Raw genomic sequence first — 16,591 nt, 5'->3', positions numbered from 1 at the left:
AGGTGTACGCGATAGACTATAAATTTTTTAAGGCCTGTTTGATGATCTCTTCCAATGATGCATCTGCAGGTATGGTTGACATAGTTTTTTTTATGGCATTTTCTGCCTGGGGTTTGGCAATACCCAGTGCAATCAATGCCTGAACAGCATCGTAATCCACACCGGAAACAACTGCTCCGCCCAATGGCTGATCAATGTTTTGTTTGCTCAGCTTATCTCTTAACTCCACAATCAATCTTTCAGCCGACTTCTTACCTATACCTTTGATTCCTTCCAGTTGCTTTGTGTTGCCCTGAACAATGGCCCTGATAATTTCATCGGGTTTCATGCCCGATAACATCATCCTGGCTGTTGATGCTCCCACACCCGATACACTGATCAATTGCAAAAACAAATCCTTTTCTGCAATATCGGCAAAACCGAACAATGTTTGTGCATTTTCAGTAATATGTAAATAGGTGTGTAATTGTCCGTTTTCTACATTACTAATGCTTGCATAGGTATTCAGGCTGATCTGCAGGTCATAACCTACCCCATTTACGTCTACTACTACCCTTGCCGGAGTTTTAACTGCAAACTTGCCTCGTACGAATGCGATCATAACTGGTATCAAAAATAGGGGTAAAAATTGACAGATTGTACGTATCTTTGTATAAAATGTATACGTATGTCTACCAAACTCACTTTACTGATAGATGAATCGGTGGTAGCGGACGCAAAAGCCTATGCCAGGGAGTCAGGTAAAAGTCTTTCAAAGATAATTGAAGGGTATATGCGTGGGCTACGTAAAAAGCAAAAAAATCAGCCGGAAGAAGAACTCCCACCTATTCTTAAAAGGCTACATGGATGTATAGATGCTAAAAATATAGGTAACTATGAAGAGGTAATAAAGGAAGAAATCATCAAAAAATATAGTGAAGGAAGATGAAAGTGTTTCTTGACATAAATATCGTACTGGATTTTTTGCTTAAACGCCCTTCTTTTGATGATGAGGCAATGGATATATTTAAGTTATTATACAAAAAAGAGATAGACGGTTATTTATCAGCCGTGAGTTATACTCAAATTGGTTACTATTTACAGAAATATGTTGGCAAACCAGCTGCAAAAGAAATACTGAGAGACCTGAATAAATTATTTACCACAGTAACTGTTGATAATAGGGTACTAGAGGAAGCACTGGATTCAGCAATTAAAGATTTTGACGATGCTGTCCAATATGCATCTGCTCTTTCGGTTTCGAATTTATACTGCATTATAACCAGAGACAAGAAAGATTTTAAGTCATCACAAATTATCATACAATCTCCAAAAGAATTTATAAACGCTTTTAATCATTAAGATGAATAAACTCACAGCAGCCATAACCGCAGTTGGCGGATATGTTCCCGAAGACAAACTCACCAATTTCGATCTGGAAAAAATGGTAGATACTAATGATGAATGGATACGTACCCGTACAGGTATAGAAGAAAGAAGGATACTAAAAGAGCCCGGCAAAGGCAGCAGCGATATGGCCGTTCCAGCTATCCAGGAAATTCTCCGCAAAAAAAATCTTGACCCATTGGATATCGATTGTGTAATCTGTGCTACAGTTACACCCGATATGGTATTTCCTGCGACTGCTAATATAATCTGCGATAAACTTGGCGCTACCAATGCCTGGGGTTACGATATGAGTGCCGCTTGTAGTGGTTTTCTCTACGCACTCACCACCGGCGCCATGTATATTGAAAGTGGCAGGTTCAAAAAAGTAATTGTAGTAGGCGTCGATAAAATGAGTGCCATCATCGATTATACCGATCGCGCTACCTGTATTATTTTTGGAGATGGTGCAGGTGCGGTTTTACTCGAACCATCAACTGATGATTCGGGCATCCAAGACAGCATCTTAAGAAGCGATGGTAGTGGTCGTCATTATTTACATATGAAAGCAGGTGGCTCTGTTAAGCCCGCAACTGTTGAAACCGTAATGGCTAAAGAACATTTTGCCTATCAGGAGGGACAGGCTGTTTTCAAATTTGCTGTAAAAGGTATGGCTGATGTAAGTGCAGAATTACTGGAAAGAAACGGATTAACAGGAGATGATATAGCATGGCTGGTACCACATCAGGCTAATCTGCGCATCATCGATGCGACAGCTAACCGAATGGGATTACCCAAAGAAAAGGTAATGATCAATATCCAGAAATATGGCAATACTACCGCAGCCACCCTTCCATTATGTCTATGGGATTGGGAAAAAGAATTAAAAAAGGGCGATAATATTGTTCTTGCCGCTTTCGGTGGTGGATTTACCTGGGGAGCTACCTGGGTGAAATGGGCGTATGACGGGAAGTGAGTTGTGAATGTTGAATGATCAATGGTGAATATAGTTTTCGAATTCACCATTGACCATTGACCATTCACCCACTTCATTTTCCCTTAACAATTCCGTCACAAAACCATAACGCAACATAGATACTAACGGCTTTCATAGCAGATAGTTTTGCACGCAATTAAAATGTGTACAAAACGCTGATTATGAAAAATGTCTACATGGCAATGGTATGTCTGTTCATGACAACCATTCTTTATGCACAAAATGGTACCATCAAAGTAAAAATCATTGATGAACAAAAACTGAACCTGCCCGGGGCGAATGTTTCATTAGATAATCAAAAGATGAGTGCCATATCAAATACAAGTGGTGTGGCCACTTTTTATAATGTTCCTGCAGGAACACATACCCTTCGCATTTCTTATCTAGGTTATAAGGATTATGAGAAATCAATTACCAGTACTGGAACAGTAAGTGAGTTCACTGCCTCTCTGGAATCCGGTGTTTCCGTTTTAAAAGGGGTCATTGTATTGGGCGATCGTTTAAAAGGTCAGTCTAAAGCATTAAATCAGCAAAAGAACACTGATAATATCAGCAATATTATCAGTGCCGATCAGATTGGTCGTTTCCCGGATGCTAATATCGGTGATGCCATTAAAAGGGTACCGGGTATTGCGATGCAAAATGATCAGGGCGAAGCCAGAAATATCATCGTACGTGGCATGGGCCCGGAATTTAATTCGGTTACCTTAAATGGCGAGCGTATACCATCAGCAGAAGGCGATAACAGACGTATTCAGATGGATCTGATTCCTGCCGATATGATTCAGACTGTAGAAGTAAGCAAAACACTTACAGCTGACATGGATGCGGATGCCATTGGTGGTTCAGTTAATCTCGTTACACGCACCGCACCCAACGGCAAGCGTTTATCTGCAACAGTTGCCGGCGGTTATAACCCGATCCGTGCATCCTTTATTGGTACTGTTAACTTTATTGCAGGAAGCCGTTTTGCTAAAAATAAACTTGGTTATGTAATCAGCGGATCATTCAACAGAAATGAATATGGCTCAGATAATGTGGAAGCTGTATGGAGCAAAGATGCCAATGGTAAATTATATGTAAGTGACCATGACCAGCGTATATATGATCTGTTAAGGATACGCAGAAGTGCTACTGCAACTGTTGACTATAAAATAAGTCCGCTTCATACTATTTATGTTACAGGTAGTTATAACTGGAGAGATGATAAGGAAAACCGCTTCAGATTAAGACATCGTTTCAGGGGTAATGCCGCAACTGATCTGATATATGATGCAGCTGGAAATATATCAGGGTACAATGTGGGTGAAGTACTCAGACAAACAAAAGGAGGCGCTGCTGGTGGCCGTGTCGACAATCGTCGTCTGGAAGACCAAAGAGTTCGTTCTCTTGCCATTAAAGGCGAACATCTTTTTGGTAAAGTAAAAACAGATTGGAGCGTACAATTTGCCAGAGCTTCGGAGGAAAGACCCAATGAGCGATACATTTCAATGGGAAGAAGAAATATTACAGTAACACAGGATATTTCAAATCCTGAAAGACCTTATCTCACCGATAACACTGCATTAACAGGATACACAAGAAGAAACGAACTCACCGAACAATTTCAAAATCAGTTTGAGAAAGACATCAATGCAAAACTCAATTTTGAAATACCTGCTTCTATCGTTAAAACACAATCCGGCAATCTGAAATTCGGCCTTCGTTTGCGCAGTAAAGAGAAAAAAAGGGATAATAACTTTTTTGAATACACGCCTATCGGAGCTTCTGCAGGAAGTTTTGCAAACATCAGTCTGCTACCACTCACCGATAAAACAGCTTCGGAATTCTATCCGGGTGAAAGATTTGCTGCCGGTCTTTTTGTATCACCGGGATTTTTGGGTGGATTAAACTTTAAAGATGCTACCCGTTTTACTGAAAGTGATGTACCTGAAGAATATCTTTCAGGAAACTTCTCTGCCAAAGAAACCATCAGTGCAGGTTATATAGAGTTGAAACAGAATTTCAGCGATCGCTGGTCGGCTAACATGGGTGTCCGTATTGAAAAAACCAGCATCAACTATTCAGGTAATATTGTTGAAGATGGGGATCAACTGAAAGGCATCGCAAATTTAAAAAACAGTTATACAGATTTTCTACCTAACGTGAATGCCAAATACAAATTCGATAATAATACTGTATTCAAAGGAGCTATTACCCGTTCCATTGCCCGACCAAGATACTACGATCTGGTTCCTTTCTTTAATATCAACCCAAATGATCAGGAATTAAGCGCAGGTAACCCTAAAATGGAACCTGTAAGATCATGGAACATAGATCTGATGTTTGAAAAATATTATAAATCGGTTGGTATTATTTCCGGAGGTGTATTCTACAAAAAAATTGACCGTTTCTTTTATACCTATCTTGATCAGCAATACACACAAGCTGAATTTTCACGTGATTTCCCAACCATTACCAATCCGATCGGTGCAGGTGAAAACTGGCAATTTACGCAACGAAGAAACGGCGATGGCGCAAGCCTTTTGGGTTTGGAAGTGGCTGCCCAACGTCAACTGGATTTTTTACCAGGCATATGGAAGGGATTCGGTGTATATTTTAACTACACCTATACCTATTCAAAAGCTGATGGTATTTATGACGGCGGAGGCTCACTTGTTCGCAGCAATGTGAAATTACCGGGTGCAGCTCCTCATATCTTCAATTTCTCACTTTCCTATGAAAACAGCAAATTCGTAAGCCGTCTTTCAGCCAATTATACATCATCCTATGTGGATGACAGTGACGATGCAGGGTATAATGCTGATTCGTTTAATGACCGGTTCTACGATAAACAATTCTTCCTTGACTTTAATGCTTCCTATGCAGTTAACCATAGAACAAGAATTTTTACAGAAGCCAATAATCTTACCAATCAACCGCTTCGTTATTACCAGGGCAATAAATCCAGAACAGCACAATTGGAATACTATGGCCCAAGGTTTAATTTTGGTTTAAAATTCGATATCAACAAATAAAATCATTAGCTACTTTCATACCTGCAGAACCCCGGAACTACCGGGGTTCTGTTTAATCCTAATTAACATGCGACTGATTATATCTACTTCTATACTCTGTGTGGCATTAACAGCCTGCAGGAACAATATCAAAGAAAAAGAAATTGTATCTACCGACACGTCTGCCATAAAACCACTTGTGGTCACTGATACTGTTTTTGATGACAGCGATGACCCCGCCATCTGGATAGACAGTATGCAACCATCTAACAGTATGGTTATCGGCACCGATAAGCACAAAGAAAACGGTGGTCTTTATGTATTCAACTTACAAGGAAAGATTGATAAGAAAAGATCGGTTACCGGATTAAAAAGAATGAACAATGTAGACATTGCTTACGGCCTTATCATCAACAAACAAACTGTAGACATTGCAGTAGCTACAGAGAGAGATAAAAACAGTATCCGGATATTTCGTTTGCCTGATATGCAGGCAATAGACAATGGCGGAATACCAGTTTTTGTAAATGACAGTCTTCGTTACCCAATGGGCATTGCGTTGTACAAACGCCCTTCAGACCAGTCAGTTTTTGTAATCGTTGGGCGAAAAAGCGGACCATCTGAAGGCTATCTGGAACAATACTTACTTACCGGCAATGAAAAAGGAATGGTTACCGCAAAATTGATCAGGAAATTCGGGCGTTTTTCAGGCAAAAAAGAAATTGAATCCATTGCTGTTGATAATGAACTCGGTTATGTATATTATTCAGACGAACAATTTGGCATCCGAAAATATTATGCAGATCCTGAAAAAGGAAACGATGAATTGGCTGTCTTTGGACAGGGTGATTATAAAGAAGACAATGAAGGCATCTCTATATATAAATTTGCCGATGGAACAGGTTATATTCTTGTTTCAGATCAATCAGCCAACAGATTCAACATTTACCCAAGAGAAGGATCGAAAACCAATCCAAATGACCATAAACGTATTACATCTGTATTAGTATCTACCAACCAGAGCGATGGCAGCGATGTTACATCGGTAAGTTTACCTGGATTTAAAGGTGGTCTCTTTGTGGCTATGAGCACAGACAAAACTTTTCAGTTTTATTCATGGACGTCTATCGCACAAAAAGCAGGACTCAGAGAAAAATAATCTGTATTTAATTTTTGATGCTACTACTCCCTGCTTAGTTTTCTGACATGATGGAAAATTAGCCATTATGCGTGAATGGTGAATGGTCAATGGTGAATAGTGAATTTGAAAACTATATTCACCATTGACCATTCACCATTCATGCCTATTCAAGGTATTTAACGGTTCTTGTCATTTTTCCATCAGCATTGATCCCTTCCAACACAAGCAATAATTTTTTAGAGAAATCATTGTTGTAGAACTCTATTCTGAATCTGGGCGTTTTTTTATTGGTTATGATATATGGGTTCCAGTAAAGTGTACTTCTTGTATCTGCATCATAACTGCCATCTTTTTCGTAACTGGGGCTATAAAACTCCCTGAACCTTGAGTAGCCCGCAAGTATGGTTGTTTCCATCCCTTTTTTACCCGGGTCATTTTTCCTGGCATCACTTCCTTTCTTTGTGTAAATGGCAATAGCACCGTCGGCACCACCACCTCCTGATCCAAAAAATGGTGGACGCATAACTTTAATATAAGCAATATCGGTAATAGGAATACTTTGTACCATATCCACATTAGAAATCATTTCATTCAGATATAAAGATGGAGTACCGCCACGCCAGCTCAGAGACATTTGGGAACCCGATCCGGATATTTGTAATCCCGCTACTTTACCCTGCAAATAAGTCAATACATTAAAAGCACCCAATGCCTTATCAGCAGTAAGATCAAAACTATAGGCATCCCCTGCAGAGAAAAGACCAGATGCATATTTTTCATCCAGTTCCTGCATTGGGTTCTTAATTTTTGCCTGCACAACTACTTCCTGTAAAGTAGCAGATGCCATACTTTTCCTAAGCTTTTCTTCTTCGGCCAAAAACATATTCATTCTTACAAGTGCCAGACTATCAGACCAGTTTTGCAGATAAGGCTGCTGATCCATACGGATGGTACTACCCGGCTGTTTTTTCAATAAGCCATTGTTTAATTGCACTTCTGTAACACGTCCGGCATTTTTAGTGTCTGCATTCAGGTTATAATACACTTTTGCGGTATCGAAAAAAAAGACATCCCGTTCCTCAAAACTCCCATCCCTGTTCACCGGTACAAAATACATATTCTTACTGCTGTCTTTATTGGCTAGTATCAGATTCAATTGTGGATTGCTGCCGCCACCCGTTCCTATACCATATACTTTTCCCTGCAGTTTCATAAAATCAGTTTCAGGAGGAAATTGCAGTTTAGGTTCAACAGCCGCTTTAATTTTATTCCAGTCAAAACGTCTCCAGCCATTTGTCATCATTACCAGATCCAGCCGGCGTGTAATGCTATCCGCATCACTTTTCATATAGTATGCGGGATTATGTATATATCCTCTTAACTGATTACTTAATAGAAAATCTGAGAATATATTATACTGTTCTGTACCGGAAAGCTCCGCATCTGTGATAGAAACAGACATGTTTGTAACAGCTGTATCTGAAACAAACACTTCAACTATATTTTTACCTCTTTTATTTAGGTTAATGATTCCCGGATTTACACGTGCATTAAACTCATGCATTCTGTTATTAACGAATAAAATCCTTTCTTCCAACGGTATCCAGTCGCTTGTAAACAATGAGAACTGAAGGATACCCGTTTGTAGTTCATCAATGGGTACTGCGGTATTTAATACTAATTTTTCAGGCATTTTCAACTGCACCTTATAAATAGGCCTTTCATTCATATGAACGAGGAGAAATAACTGCTTGTAGTTATCCGTAACATTTTCAGTTCTTTGTACCTGAATGAGGGCTTTATCATTTGTACCCTGAATACTCAGCGCCACACCTTGCTGTTGTATATTGGAAATAGCGGTACTCCCTTTGGCTCCATTTTCATCCGTCCATTCAACCCTGTACTTCTCTCCAGCTACTGGTCTGAGCATAAAACTACCCATTCCATCATGCAAAATCTTAAGTGTATCCAGTACTTTATTCTTATCATTCATCAGTACGCCTTTGATACGCACAGGTATACCAGACTGATTGGTGCTTTTAAATGCAATTTTCTCATCCAATCCTTCCACAAGGGCTCCTCCTTCAGGAAAAAGTTCAAGCCTGGTTCGGGAAACTGCTTGTTTTTTTGCTGAAGGCTTACCGTTATTAATCAATATATCTTTCTGGTAAATAAAACTGGTATCATCGTTGAGCATCCATCTTGTATAAGCTTTCACCCTCACAAAGGCACCTGAATAATCAACAGGAAGGTCAAAAGAGCCTTTTGCTGTTGACTGAAAAATCGGAGATACGGTCTGACGTAACATTTTTCCATCGGTATCATACCAATCAACATATACGTTTTTACTTAATCCACTAAGACTATTATCTACCAGCAGGTAAAGTTTATACCAGATCGTTTCATCCTTATTGTACACCTGTTTATCAAAGTGAATATGCATTTTCTCTTTAGGAAAGAGATTCGCATGCGAATCCATAATCGAATCTACAAACTGTGCATGTACTTTTTCATCGCCCAAAAGTACCATCAACAAGATCATAAGAAATCCAATACGCTTCATGTAATGCTCTTTTGTGCTAAGATACGTTAAAGCTTAAAAGAGAAATGTGAAAGAAAATATCACATATCCCAATTCAGCATACTGTATATTACAATACACAAAAAAGCATACATTCTCTCGGTAGCCTGCGTCCTTACTTATTACTTTGTCCGGGTAAATAGTATGTAGTCAGTTTGGGGTATTTTTTCCACACCTAATTGCCGAAATAAAGTCACAACCTGCCCACGATGATAGGTACCGTGATTTGATAAATGCATGATAATTTCAAAGACAGGCTGTACAAAAGGCTGCCCCTTCATGTTTGTATATGAAAGAGAGGCCAGCAGCATTTCTTCACCGGCATCCTCTACAAAAGAGTACCATTGGCGGTTTTGCTGAAGTAGCCCATTGGCAATATCTTTCATGCCTGGGTGAAAACTCAGGCTGGGCATCACTACCTGCTCATGCATCTGCAGCCTTTGCCACCAGGCACTGGCAGCATCCCACATATGTAAAAAGGTTTTATGAACCGAAGGAAAACTGCTTACAAGCGGCCTGTTCTGTTCTTCGGGAGAAAGTTCCACGGCAAGGCTAAGCAACTGTTCATTGGCCCAGATTTCATAAGCCGTATAAGAGAGGAGTAATTGCTTCATGATTCGTCTTACATTTGAGGAAGAAGAATTTTATTTACCCAGACAATTTACTAAGAATGTCCGAAAAATTTCCACTTACGGGTATCAGTTCTGTAGCCATGCATACCAATGGTCATAAGAATGCAGAAGATGCCCACCTGACACCCATCTTTGCTACTTCAACCTTTACTTTTGATACCGCCGAAGATGGCATGAATCGTTTCGCCGGCGCAGATAAAACCCGGGTATATAGCCGCTGGGGTAATCCTACATTTACCGCCGCCGAAGAAACCATTGCTGCACTGGAAGCTTTTGGTTTAAAAGATACTGATGGAAAGCCACTACAATTAAAAGCACTTTTACATGCCAGTGGACAGGCAGCCATGACCACTTTGTTTTTAAGCAACCTGAAATCGGGAGATGCCATTCTCTCGCATTATTCTTTGTATGGAGGCACGCAGGAGCTTATGACAAAGGTGTTGGCAGCAACAGGCATTGAAGCCATCATTGTTGATATGCGCGACCTGAATAAAGTGGAAGAAGCTTTACATCAGTATCCAAACATCAAAATGGTGCATATTGAAACACCTGCCAATCCTACTATTCAGTGTATAGATATAGAAGCTGTTACCAAAATAGCCAAAGCAAAGGCACTAATCGTAAGTGTAGATAACACTTTTGCAACACCTTATCTGCAACAGCCGTTTAAATATGGCGTAGACTATGTATTCCACTCTACTACCAAATTTCTTAACGGTCATGGTACAGCCATTGGTGGTATTTTAATAGGGAGGGACCTTGAAAAAATGAAAACCAACGTCTGGAAATGGCATGTATTACTGGGAGGCAACAGTAATCCCTTTGATGCTTTTCTCCTGGCCCAGGGAGTGAAAACACTGGAACTAAGAATGGAGAGACATTGTGCCAATGCCCAGCAAGTAGCCGAATACCTGGAAAAACATCCAGCCATCGCAAAAGTGAATTTTACAGGACTGAAGAGTCACCCGGATTTTTCAGTAAGCGCCAAACAAATGCGTTTACCCGGTGCGGTCATGAGTTATGAACTCAAAGGTGGACTGGATGCCGGTAAAAAATTTATTAACCAATTACAGATGTGTGTTCGTGCTATTTCATTGGGAACAGTAGATACATTGGTTTCACATCCCGCCAGTATGAGCCATTTTGGGATACCCAGAGAAGAAAGGATTAAATACGGTATTACTGATGGCCTGATACGCATGAGTGTAGGTATTGAAAATATTGATGACATCCTGAATGATCTGGAACAGGCATTACGGTAAAATATTTGTAATAAAATCTAATCCAGACAGACTAATTATAAAATACCATGTTAAAAACTACTGCTATGAGATCATTTTTTATGCTGGTTGCTGCTTGTATGGCAGTATCAGCCTATGCGCAAAAAAAGAACAACTCTATTCTGTTAAACGATCGTTTTGCCGGACTTGATACTGCATTTGAAAGGGTATTAAAAGACCAGCTAGCGGCCGGTTTCGCAGTAGCTGTAGTTGAAAAAGATAAAATTGTATATGCGAAAGGCTTTGGATTTCGCGACTATGAAAAAAAATTACCTGTAACGCCCAATACCCTTTTTGCCATTGGCAGTTGTACCAAGGCATTTACTTCTTCGTTGCTAGGTATCCTTCAAAAAGAGAAGAAAATAGACTTCGATGAACCTGCTGTAAAATACCTGCCTTCACTGAAATTTTACAATGAGGATATGGATAAACATATCAGTATCCGCGATATGATGAGTCATAGAACTGGATTGCCTCGTCATGATTATTCCTGGTACCTGTTTAAGACTAATTCGAGAGACAGCCTGCTGCAAAGAATACGTTACCAGGAACCCTCTTTTGGCATAAGGGAAAGATGGCAGTACAATAATTTCATGTTCCTTACACAAGGTTTGATTGCCGAAAAACTTACTGGTAAAAGCTGGGAAGAAAATATCACTACCTATCTTTTCAGACCACTTGGCATGACAAGATCTAATACCAGCATTGAGGCCCTCACCAAAGATCCGGATGCAGCTATCGGTTACGGTATAAAAAAAGACAGTATCATCGACAAACTCGACTATTACCCCATCAATGCCATGGGGCCAGCCGGAAGTATTAACAGCAGCGTAAATGAAATGGCGAAATGGGTTATTACCTGGATCAATAGTGGAAAGTATGAGGGCAAAGAAATTCTACCGGCAAGCTATGTAAACAATGCAATGTCGGCACAAATGGTTTCCGGTTCAGGCTTACCATCAAAAGAAAGGACTGATGTGTTTTTTTCAAGTTATGGCATGGGCTGGTCACTTTCATCTTACAAAGGGCATTACAGGGTTGAACATGGTGGTAATATTGATGGATTCTCTGCCAGTACCTGTTTCTTTCCAACTGATAGTATTGGCATCATTGTACTCACTAATCAGAATGCATCATCTGTAACATCTATCGTTCGTAACATGATTGCTGATCGGTTATTAAAGCTGCCCTATTTTGATTGGAACAAAGATATTCTCGAAAGCAACAAAAAAGCAAAAGAAGCAGCAAAAGCAGCCGAGAAAACAACCAGCTCCAATCAGCAAAAAAATACCCGACCAAGCCATGCTTTACAAAATTATGAAGGCATTTATACACACCCGGGGTATGGCAGTATGGAACTGATTGTTCGGAACGACTCGTTATTTGGTTATATAGGTGCCAATGATGTTACCTGGTTAAAACATTATCACTTCGATATATTTAGCCCATTCAATATAGATAAAGATGGCTCAATTGATACATCAGCAAATAGTCCGTTAAAGTTTCAGTTTTTCATGAATGAAGCTGGTGAAATCAATGCACTTAGCCTGAAACTCGAGCCAACACTTGATGCATTAAAATTTTACCGTTCCCCAAGAACTATTAAAACAAATGCAGGTGATCTTCAGAAATATACCGGTGATTATGAACTAAATGGCGTAACCGTAAAGGTATCCGTCAAAAGCAATACACTCTTTACGCTCGTACCAGGACAACCGGAATATGAAATGTCTGCACTGGGCAATGACAGGTTTGCATTAAAAATTGCTCCAGGTTATTATGTGCAGTTTGAAGTAAAAGACAATGAAGTAACCCAACTTACTTTCCAGCAACCCAATGGAAATTTTGTTGCCAAAAGAAAAAAATAAAAGAGATCCTATTCTATGAATATTCATATTAGAAGGGCTGAAAGAAAAGACTGTAAAAGATTGTTGGAACTGATACAGGAACTGGCCGATTACGAAAAAGCGCCTCAGGAAGTTACCGTAACACTTGAACATTTTGAAGAGAGTGGTTTCGGCCCCCAGCCAATATGGTGGGCCTTTGTAGCAGAAATTGATGGCAAAGTGGAAGGTTTCGCATTATACTATATTCGTTACAGCACATGGAAAGGTCAATGCTTATACCTGGAAGATTTTCTGGTAACGGAAAAATTAAGGGGCAATGGTGCCGGGAAATTACTGTTCGACCGAATCATCGAAGAAGCCAGAGATAGGGGTTTCAAAAGAATGGTATGGCAGGTATTGGAATGGAATGAACCTGCCATCAACTTCTATAAAAAGTACAATGCTACCCTTGATCCGGAATGGGTGAATGGTATTTTAGACTTTTAGATTTGAATGGTGAATTGTCAATGGTGAGTGAGTAGTCAGTAGTGAGTAATATTCTAATATTATCGACTATTTACCATCAACTATGGGCTATAAGCCATAAGCTATTCATCATTGACCATTCACCATTCACGACATACTATCAGCTATTATCTATCGGCTACAAGCTACCATCCACCGACTCTCTCCTTCTTTTCTTCAAAAATTACGCAAGCTTATTACATAAGCACTACATTTGGTAATGCTTCGTTTTTCGGCTCTACTACTGCTTATGGTTATGCTGGTGAATACTGCATGGTATTACCCGGTTACGCATTATCATCGCATACAAATCCGCCGTGAAATGAAGCGTCGGATTAAAAATGAAATACCAGAGAACCAGCTACACATCATTACCGTACAAAATACCAGCGACCCTTCTATTAAATGGATGAAAGATGGTAAAGAATTCAGGTACAAGGGTATGATGTATGATATTGTAAAAAGCAAAAAAACAGACAGTACCATTGAATACTACTGCATCAATGATATTGAAGAAACCATTCTTTTCGACCAGCTCGACCAAAAGGTACAGGAACAGATGGACCATCAGGAAGAGAAAGGCCAGGGTATTCCGGTAAAGAAACTGCTCAAATCTATGAACAGCAACGTCTATGTAATACCTGCAAATGAATCATTCGCGCCTATTACAAATCAGTTTGTGCACCAAAGCGTATACATAGTTCTTCTCTCAACACCTGTAAGAGAAATTTTAACCCCCCCGCCACAGGTTTAGTTAATCAAATTAATCCATGTATTGCATAAACCCCAGTGTTTATCGCATGCGTGTGTCTTATTGCTTTCAATTAACTAAAACTAATCTCGTGAAAAGAATCTTTATTCTGCTCGCCATGAGCAGCATATTTATTATTGCTACCAGTGCCCAGACGGGAACCATAAAAGGGCGTGTACTCAACCAGCAAAAACAACCTATGACTGGTGCCTCAGTACAGATAAACGGCAAAACTGTTGCCAGAACAAATGAACAGGGAGACTTTACCATAAACTGCCAGGGTGAGAAAACGCAAATCCGCGTTTCTTTTATTGGCTTTCTGACAACTACTTCATCAGTTACCTGTAATGGACAAACAGAAATCATTCTCCGTGAACAGGTAAATGAGTTGGAAGCGGTTGAAACAACTACGGGAATTGGCTTAAGAAAATCGCAACTGGAACAGCCTGTTTCTGTTGCTCAGCTTCGTGAAACAGAGTTGAAGAGAGGAAATGGTCTCTTCCTGGATGATGCCCTCAATGGCAACGTACCCGGCATTATTATGCAACGCAGAAGCCATTCAGGCGGCCAGCAATTCAATATCCGTGGATATGGAAATGGTATAGGCATTCGTGGTGTAAATGGAAATTTTGATAGCCAGGGCTCCAAAACCTACCTGAACGGAATTCCTGTAACAGACGCTGAGGGCATCACTGTATTAGATGATATTGATTATGCTTCTGTAGAAAATGCAGAAATCACCAAGGGCCCATCAGGTACTTTATATGGTCTGGCCATTGCTGGTGTTATCAATCTTCAGATGCAAAAAGCCCCTCGTGAAAAAACCAGTGTGAGCCAGGATGTCATGACAGGTAGCTATGGCTTATTGCGTACGACTACACGATTGTCGATCGGAGGAAAAAACAGTTCTGTATTACTCAGTTATGGTCATCAAAACTTTGATGGCTACATGAATCATACAGAAGCCCGGAAAGATTTTATGAATTTTATGGGTGAGTTTATACTTAATAATAAACAAAACATCTCCACTTATGTGGGTTATAGCAATAGCTATGATGCCCGCAATGGTGAACTCACAAAAGCGCAATATGCAAACTTTGATTATTCCGGAAATCCGGCATATATCAAAAACAATGCACATTCTGCTGTAAGTACTTTCCGTGCAGGTATCAGTCATAGCTATCAGTTTGCATCAGGTATCAGTAACACCACAACTTTGTTTGGCAGTGCACAAAATACCGACCAGAGTTCAGCAGGCGGTTGGACAGATAAAAATCCGTTGAACTATGGTTTACGCTCTGTATTCAATACCAACTTTACACTGGGTAATCAGGTAACGCTGAATGGTATTACAGGTCTGGAACTACAGCAGATGAAAGCCATTACCATTGGCTATGCGATGGGTACCGACAATACCAATCCTACCGGCTATAATGTAATTACCAGTGTACGTAGTGATCAGGTTACCAGCAATGGCACAGGTAGTTATTTTACACATTGGACATTGGGATTACAGAATGAATTAAGTATAAGTGCGGGAATCGGCATCAGCAATCAAAATCTAAAACTGGACGATCGTCTCTGGGCACTTACCAATAACACACCCGGCAATACCAAATTGAAAACCTATGCCAATCAATACAATGGATTGATTTCTCCCAGTTTTGCCATCAATAAACGAATAGGAAAAAATCTTTCCGTATACGCCAGTTATGCAACCGGATACAAAGCACCGGTAAGTGCCAATATTCTGATTGCTACGACGGGTCAATTGAATACAGGTTTACGCCCGGAAAAAGGTACCCAGTTTGAAATGGGTTCAAAGTGTAATCTGTTCAATGGTAAACTTTTTTATACCATTGCTTTCTTTCAGGCAAAATTTAATAATAAATTTACCACCGTGGCAGTGCCTAATCCTGCAAATACCGCCACGCTTTATACCTATATCGTAAATGCAGGTACTTTAAACAATAAAGGCATTGAATTTCTGGCAAAATATACGCTGCTGCAGTCCTCTAATGGCTTTATTCGTAGTCTGAGACCATTTGTAAACTTCACCTATGCTAATTTCAAATATGAAAACTATGCTTACCAGCGTGTAGGTAAAGACATCAGTAACAAAGACAGTTTGATTACGGAAAACTACTCTGGAAAACAGGTGGCAGGCACACCGAAATTTGTATGGAATGCAGGTGCCGATATTGAAACCAGTGTAGGTTTATACGGCAATATCAATTATCACCATCGTGGAAGTATGCCATTTACATCAGATGGACTCAACACTACGAATGCTTTTAACCTGATCAATGCCAAAATAGGTTTAAAGAGAAATTTTGGAAAATGGGGTATTGATGCCTACACAGGTATCAACAATCTGGCAGGTAAACAATATTACTATATGGTATTTGTGAATCAGATGCCGGACAGTTATTTACCTGCTCCTAATAAAGCCAATTATTTTAGTGGCATTAACCTCAGCTATACATTCTGATTAACC

General features: G+C 39.9%; 13 protein-coding genes. 10 read left to right on the top strand and 3 right to left on the bottom strand.

The window, feature by feature from the left end; all coding sequences use genetic code 11:
* Positions 1-16 precede the first annotated feature (16 nt).
* Positions 17-601, bottom strand: coding sequence for a Holliday junction branch migration protein RuvA (gene ruvA / locus BC659_RS12240; RefSeq protein ID WP_133475041.1), 585 nt, complete (start codon positions 599-601; stop codon positions 17-19).
* A gap of 66 nt (positions 602-667) precedes the next feature.
* Between ruvA and BC659_RS12235 the strand changes: the two genes are divergently transcribed.
* From BC659_RS12235 to BC659_RS12215, 5 genes are all read left to right on the top strand, one after another.
* Positions 668-928, top strand: a complete 261-nt coding sequence (locus BC659_RS12235) for a DUF6364 family protein (protein ID WP_133475040.1) — start codon at positions 668-670, stop codon at positions 926-928.
* The gene (locus tag BC659_RS12230; protein WP_133475039.1) at positions 925-1,341 is read left to right on the top strand and encodes a type II toxin-antitoxin system VapC family toxin; all 417 of its coding nucleotides are present in this window, start codon (positions 925-927) and stop codon (positions 1,339-1,341) included. The genes BC659_RS12235 and BC659_RS12230 overlap by 4 nt, the downstream gene beginning before the upstream one ends.
* A gap of 1 nt (position 1,342) precedes the next feature.
* Positions 1,343-2,341: a beta-ketoacyl-ACP synthase III gene (locus tag BC659_RS12225; RefSeq protein WP_133475038.1), complete on the top strand. Its 999-nt coding sequence runs from the start codon at positions 1,343-1,345 to the stop codon at positions 2,339-2,341.
* Between the two features lie 182 nt (positions 2,342-2,523).
* Positions 2,524-5,379, top strand: a complete 2,856-nt coding sequence (locus BC659_RS12220) for a TonB-dependent receptor (protein ID WP_133475037.1) — start codon at positions 2,524-2,526, stop codon at positions 5,377-5,379.
* 67 nt (positions 5,380-5,446) lie between these two features.
* Entirely contained in the window at positions 5,447-6,517 is a 1,071-nt protein-coding gene (locus tag BC659_RS12215; RefSeq protein WP_133475036.1) for a phytase, read from the top strand.
* A gap of 145 nt (positions 6,518-6,662) precedes the next feature.
* Here BC659_RS12215 and BC659_RS12210 read toward each other — a convergent pair whose 3' ends face one another.
* Together BC659_RS12210 and BC659_RS12205 are read right to left on the bottom strand one after the other, a co-directional pair.
* Entirely contained in the window at positions 6,663-9,062 is a 2,400-nt protein-coding gene (locus BC659_RS12210; RefSeq protein ID WP_133475035.1) for a hypothetical protein, read from the bottom strand.
* 140 nt (positions 9,063-9,202) lie between these two features.
* The gene (locus BC659_RS12205) at positions 9,203-9,694 is read right to left on the bottom strand and encodes a DinB family protein (protein WP_133475034.1); all 492 of its coding nucleotides are present in this window, start codon (positions 9,692-9,694) and stop codon (positions 9,203-9,205) included.
* Positions 9,695-9,750: 56 nt separating this feature from the next.
* On the opposite strand from BC659_RS12205, the gene BC659_RS12200 reads away from it, so the two are divergent.
* The 5 genes from BC659_RS12200 to BC659_RS12180 all read left to right on the top strand — a co-directional run bounded on the left by BC659_RS12200 (position 9,751) and on the right by BC659_RS12180 (position 16,585).
* The gene (locus BC659_RS12200) at positions 9,751-10,974 is read left to right on the top strand and encodes a trans-sulfuration enzyme family protein (RefSeq protein ID WP_133475033.1); all 1,224 of its coding nucleotides are present in this window, start codon (positions 9,751-9,753) and stop codon (positions 10,972-10,974) included.
* A 65-nt stretch (positions 10,975-11,039) separates the two neighbouring features.
* On the top strand, positions 11,040-12,860 hold the full coding sequence (locus tag BC659_RS12195) for a serine hydrolase (protein WP_162847417.1): 1,821 nt from the start codon (positions 11,040-11,042) through the stop codon (positions 12,858-12,860).
* Between the two features lie 15 nt (positions 12,861-12,875).
* Positions 12,876-13,325: a GNAT family N-acetyltransferase gene (locus tag BC659_RS12190; protein WP_133475031.1), complete on the top strand. Its 450-nt coding sequence runs from the start codon at positions 12,876-12,878 to the stop codon at positions 13,323-13,325.
* 340 nt (positions 13,326-13,665) lie between these two features.
* Complete coding sequence (locus BC659_RS12185) at positions 13,666-14,097, top strand: hypothetical protein (protein WP_133475030.1); 432 nt, start codon at positions 13,666-13,668, stop codon at positions 14,095-14,097.
* A gap of 88 nt (positions 14,098-14,185) precedes the next feature.
* On the top strand, positions 14,186-16,585 hold the full coding sequence (locus BC659_RS12180; RefSeq protein WP_162847416.1) for a TonB-dependent receptor: 2,400 nt from the start codon (positions 14,186-14,188) through the stop codon (positions 16,583-16,585).
* Positions 16,586-16,591 lie beyond the last annotated feature (6 nt).

The organism is Sediminibacterium goheungense, assembly GCF_004361915.1.
In the GTDB taxonomy this organism is placed as follows: Bacteria; Bacteroidota; Bacteroidia; order Chitinophagales; family Chitinophagaceae; genus Sediminibacterium; species Sediminibacterium goheungense.
This window is presented reverse-complemented; position numbering and strand designations above follow the sequence as displayed.

What these genes read in the sequence shown, in the direction of transcription:
- BC659_RS12210 (WP_133475035.1), bottom strand. Translation starts at nt 9,062, where the DNA reads ATGAAGCGTATTGGATTTCTTATGATCTTGTTGATGGTACTTTTGGGC.
- BC659_RS12190 (WP_133475031.1), top strand. Translation starts at nt 12,876, where the DNA reads ATGAATATTCATATTAGAAGGGCTGAAAGAAAAGACTGTAAAAGATTG.
- ruvA (WP_133475041.1), bottom strand. Translation starts at nt 601, where the DNA reads ATGATCGCATTCGTACGAGGCAAGTTTGCAGTTAAAACTCCGGCAAGG.
- BC659_RS12195 (WP_162847417.1), top strand. Translation starts at nt 11,040, where the DNA reads ATGAGATCATTTTTTATGCTGGTTGCTGCTTGTATGGCAGTATCAGCC.
- BC659_RS12230 (WP_133475039.1), top strand. Translation starts at nt 925, where the DNA reads ATGAAAGTGTTTCTTGACATAAATATCGTACTGGATTTTTTGCTTAAA.
- BC659_RS12200 (WP_133475033.1), top strand. Translation starts at nt 9,751, where the DNA reads ATGTCCGAAAAATTTCCACTTACGGGTATCAGTTCTGTAGCCATGCAT.
- BC659_RS12205 (WP_133475034.1), bottom strand. Translation starts at nt 9,694, where the DNA reads ATGAAGCAATTACTCCTCTCTTATACGGCTTATGAAATCTGGGCCAAT.
- BC659_RS12235 (WP_133475040.1), top strand. Translation starts at nt 668, where the DNA reads ATGTCTACCAAACTCACTTTACTGATAGATGAATCGGTGGTAGCGGAC.
- BC659_RS12225 (WP_133475038.1), top strand. Translation starts at nt 1,343, where the DNA reads ATGAATAAACTCACAGCAGCCATAACCGCAGTTGGCGGATATGTTCCC.
- BC659_RS12185 (WP_133475030.1), top strand. Translation starts at nt 13,666, where the DNA reads ATGAAGCGTCGGATTAAAAATGAAATACCAGAGAACCAGCTACACATC.
- BC659_RS12220 (WP_133475037.1), top strand. Translation starts at nt 2,524, where the DNA reads ATGAAAAATGTCTACATGGCAATGGTATGTCTGTTCATGACAACCATT.
- BC659_RS12215 (WP_133475036.1), top strand. Translation starts at nt 5,447, where the DNA reads ATGCGACTGATTATATCTACTTCTATACTCTGTGTGGCATTAACAGCC.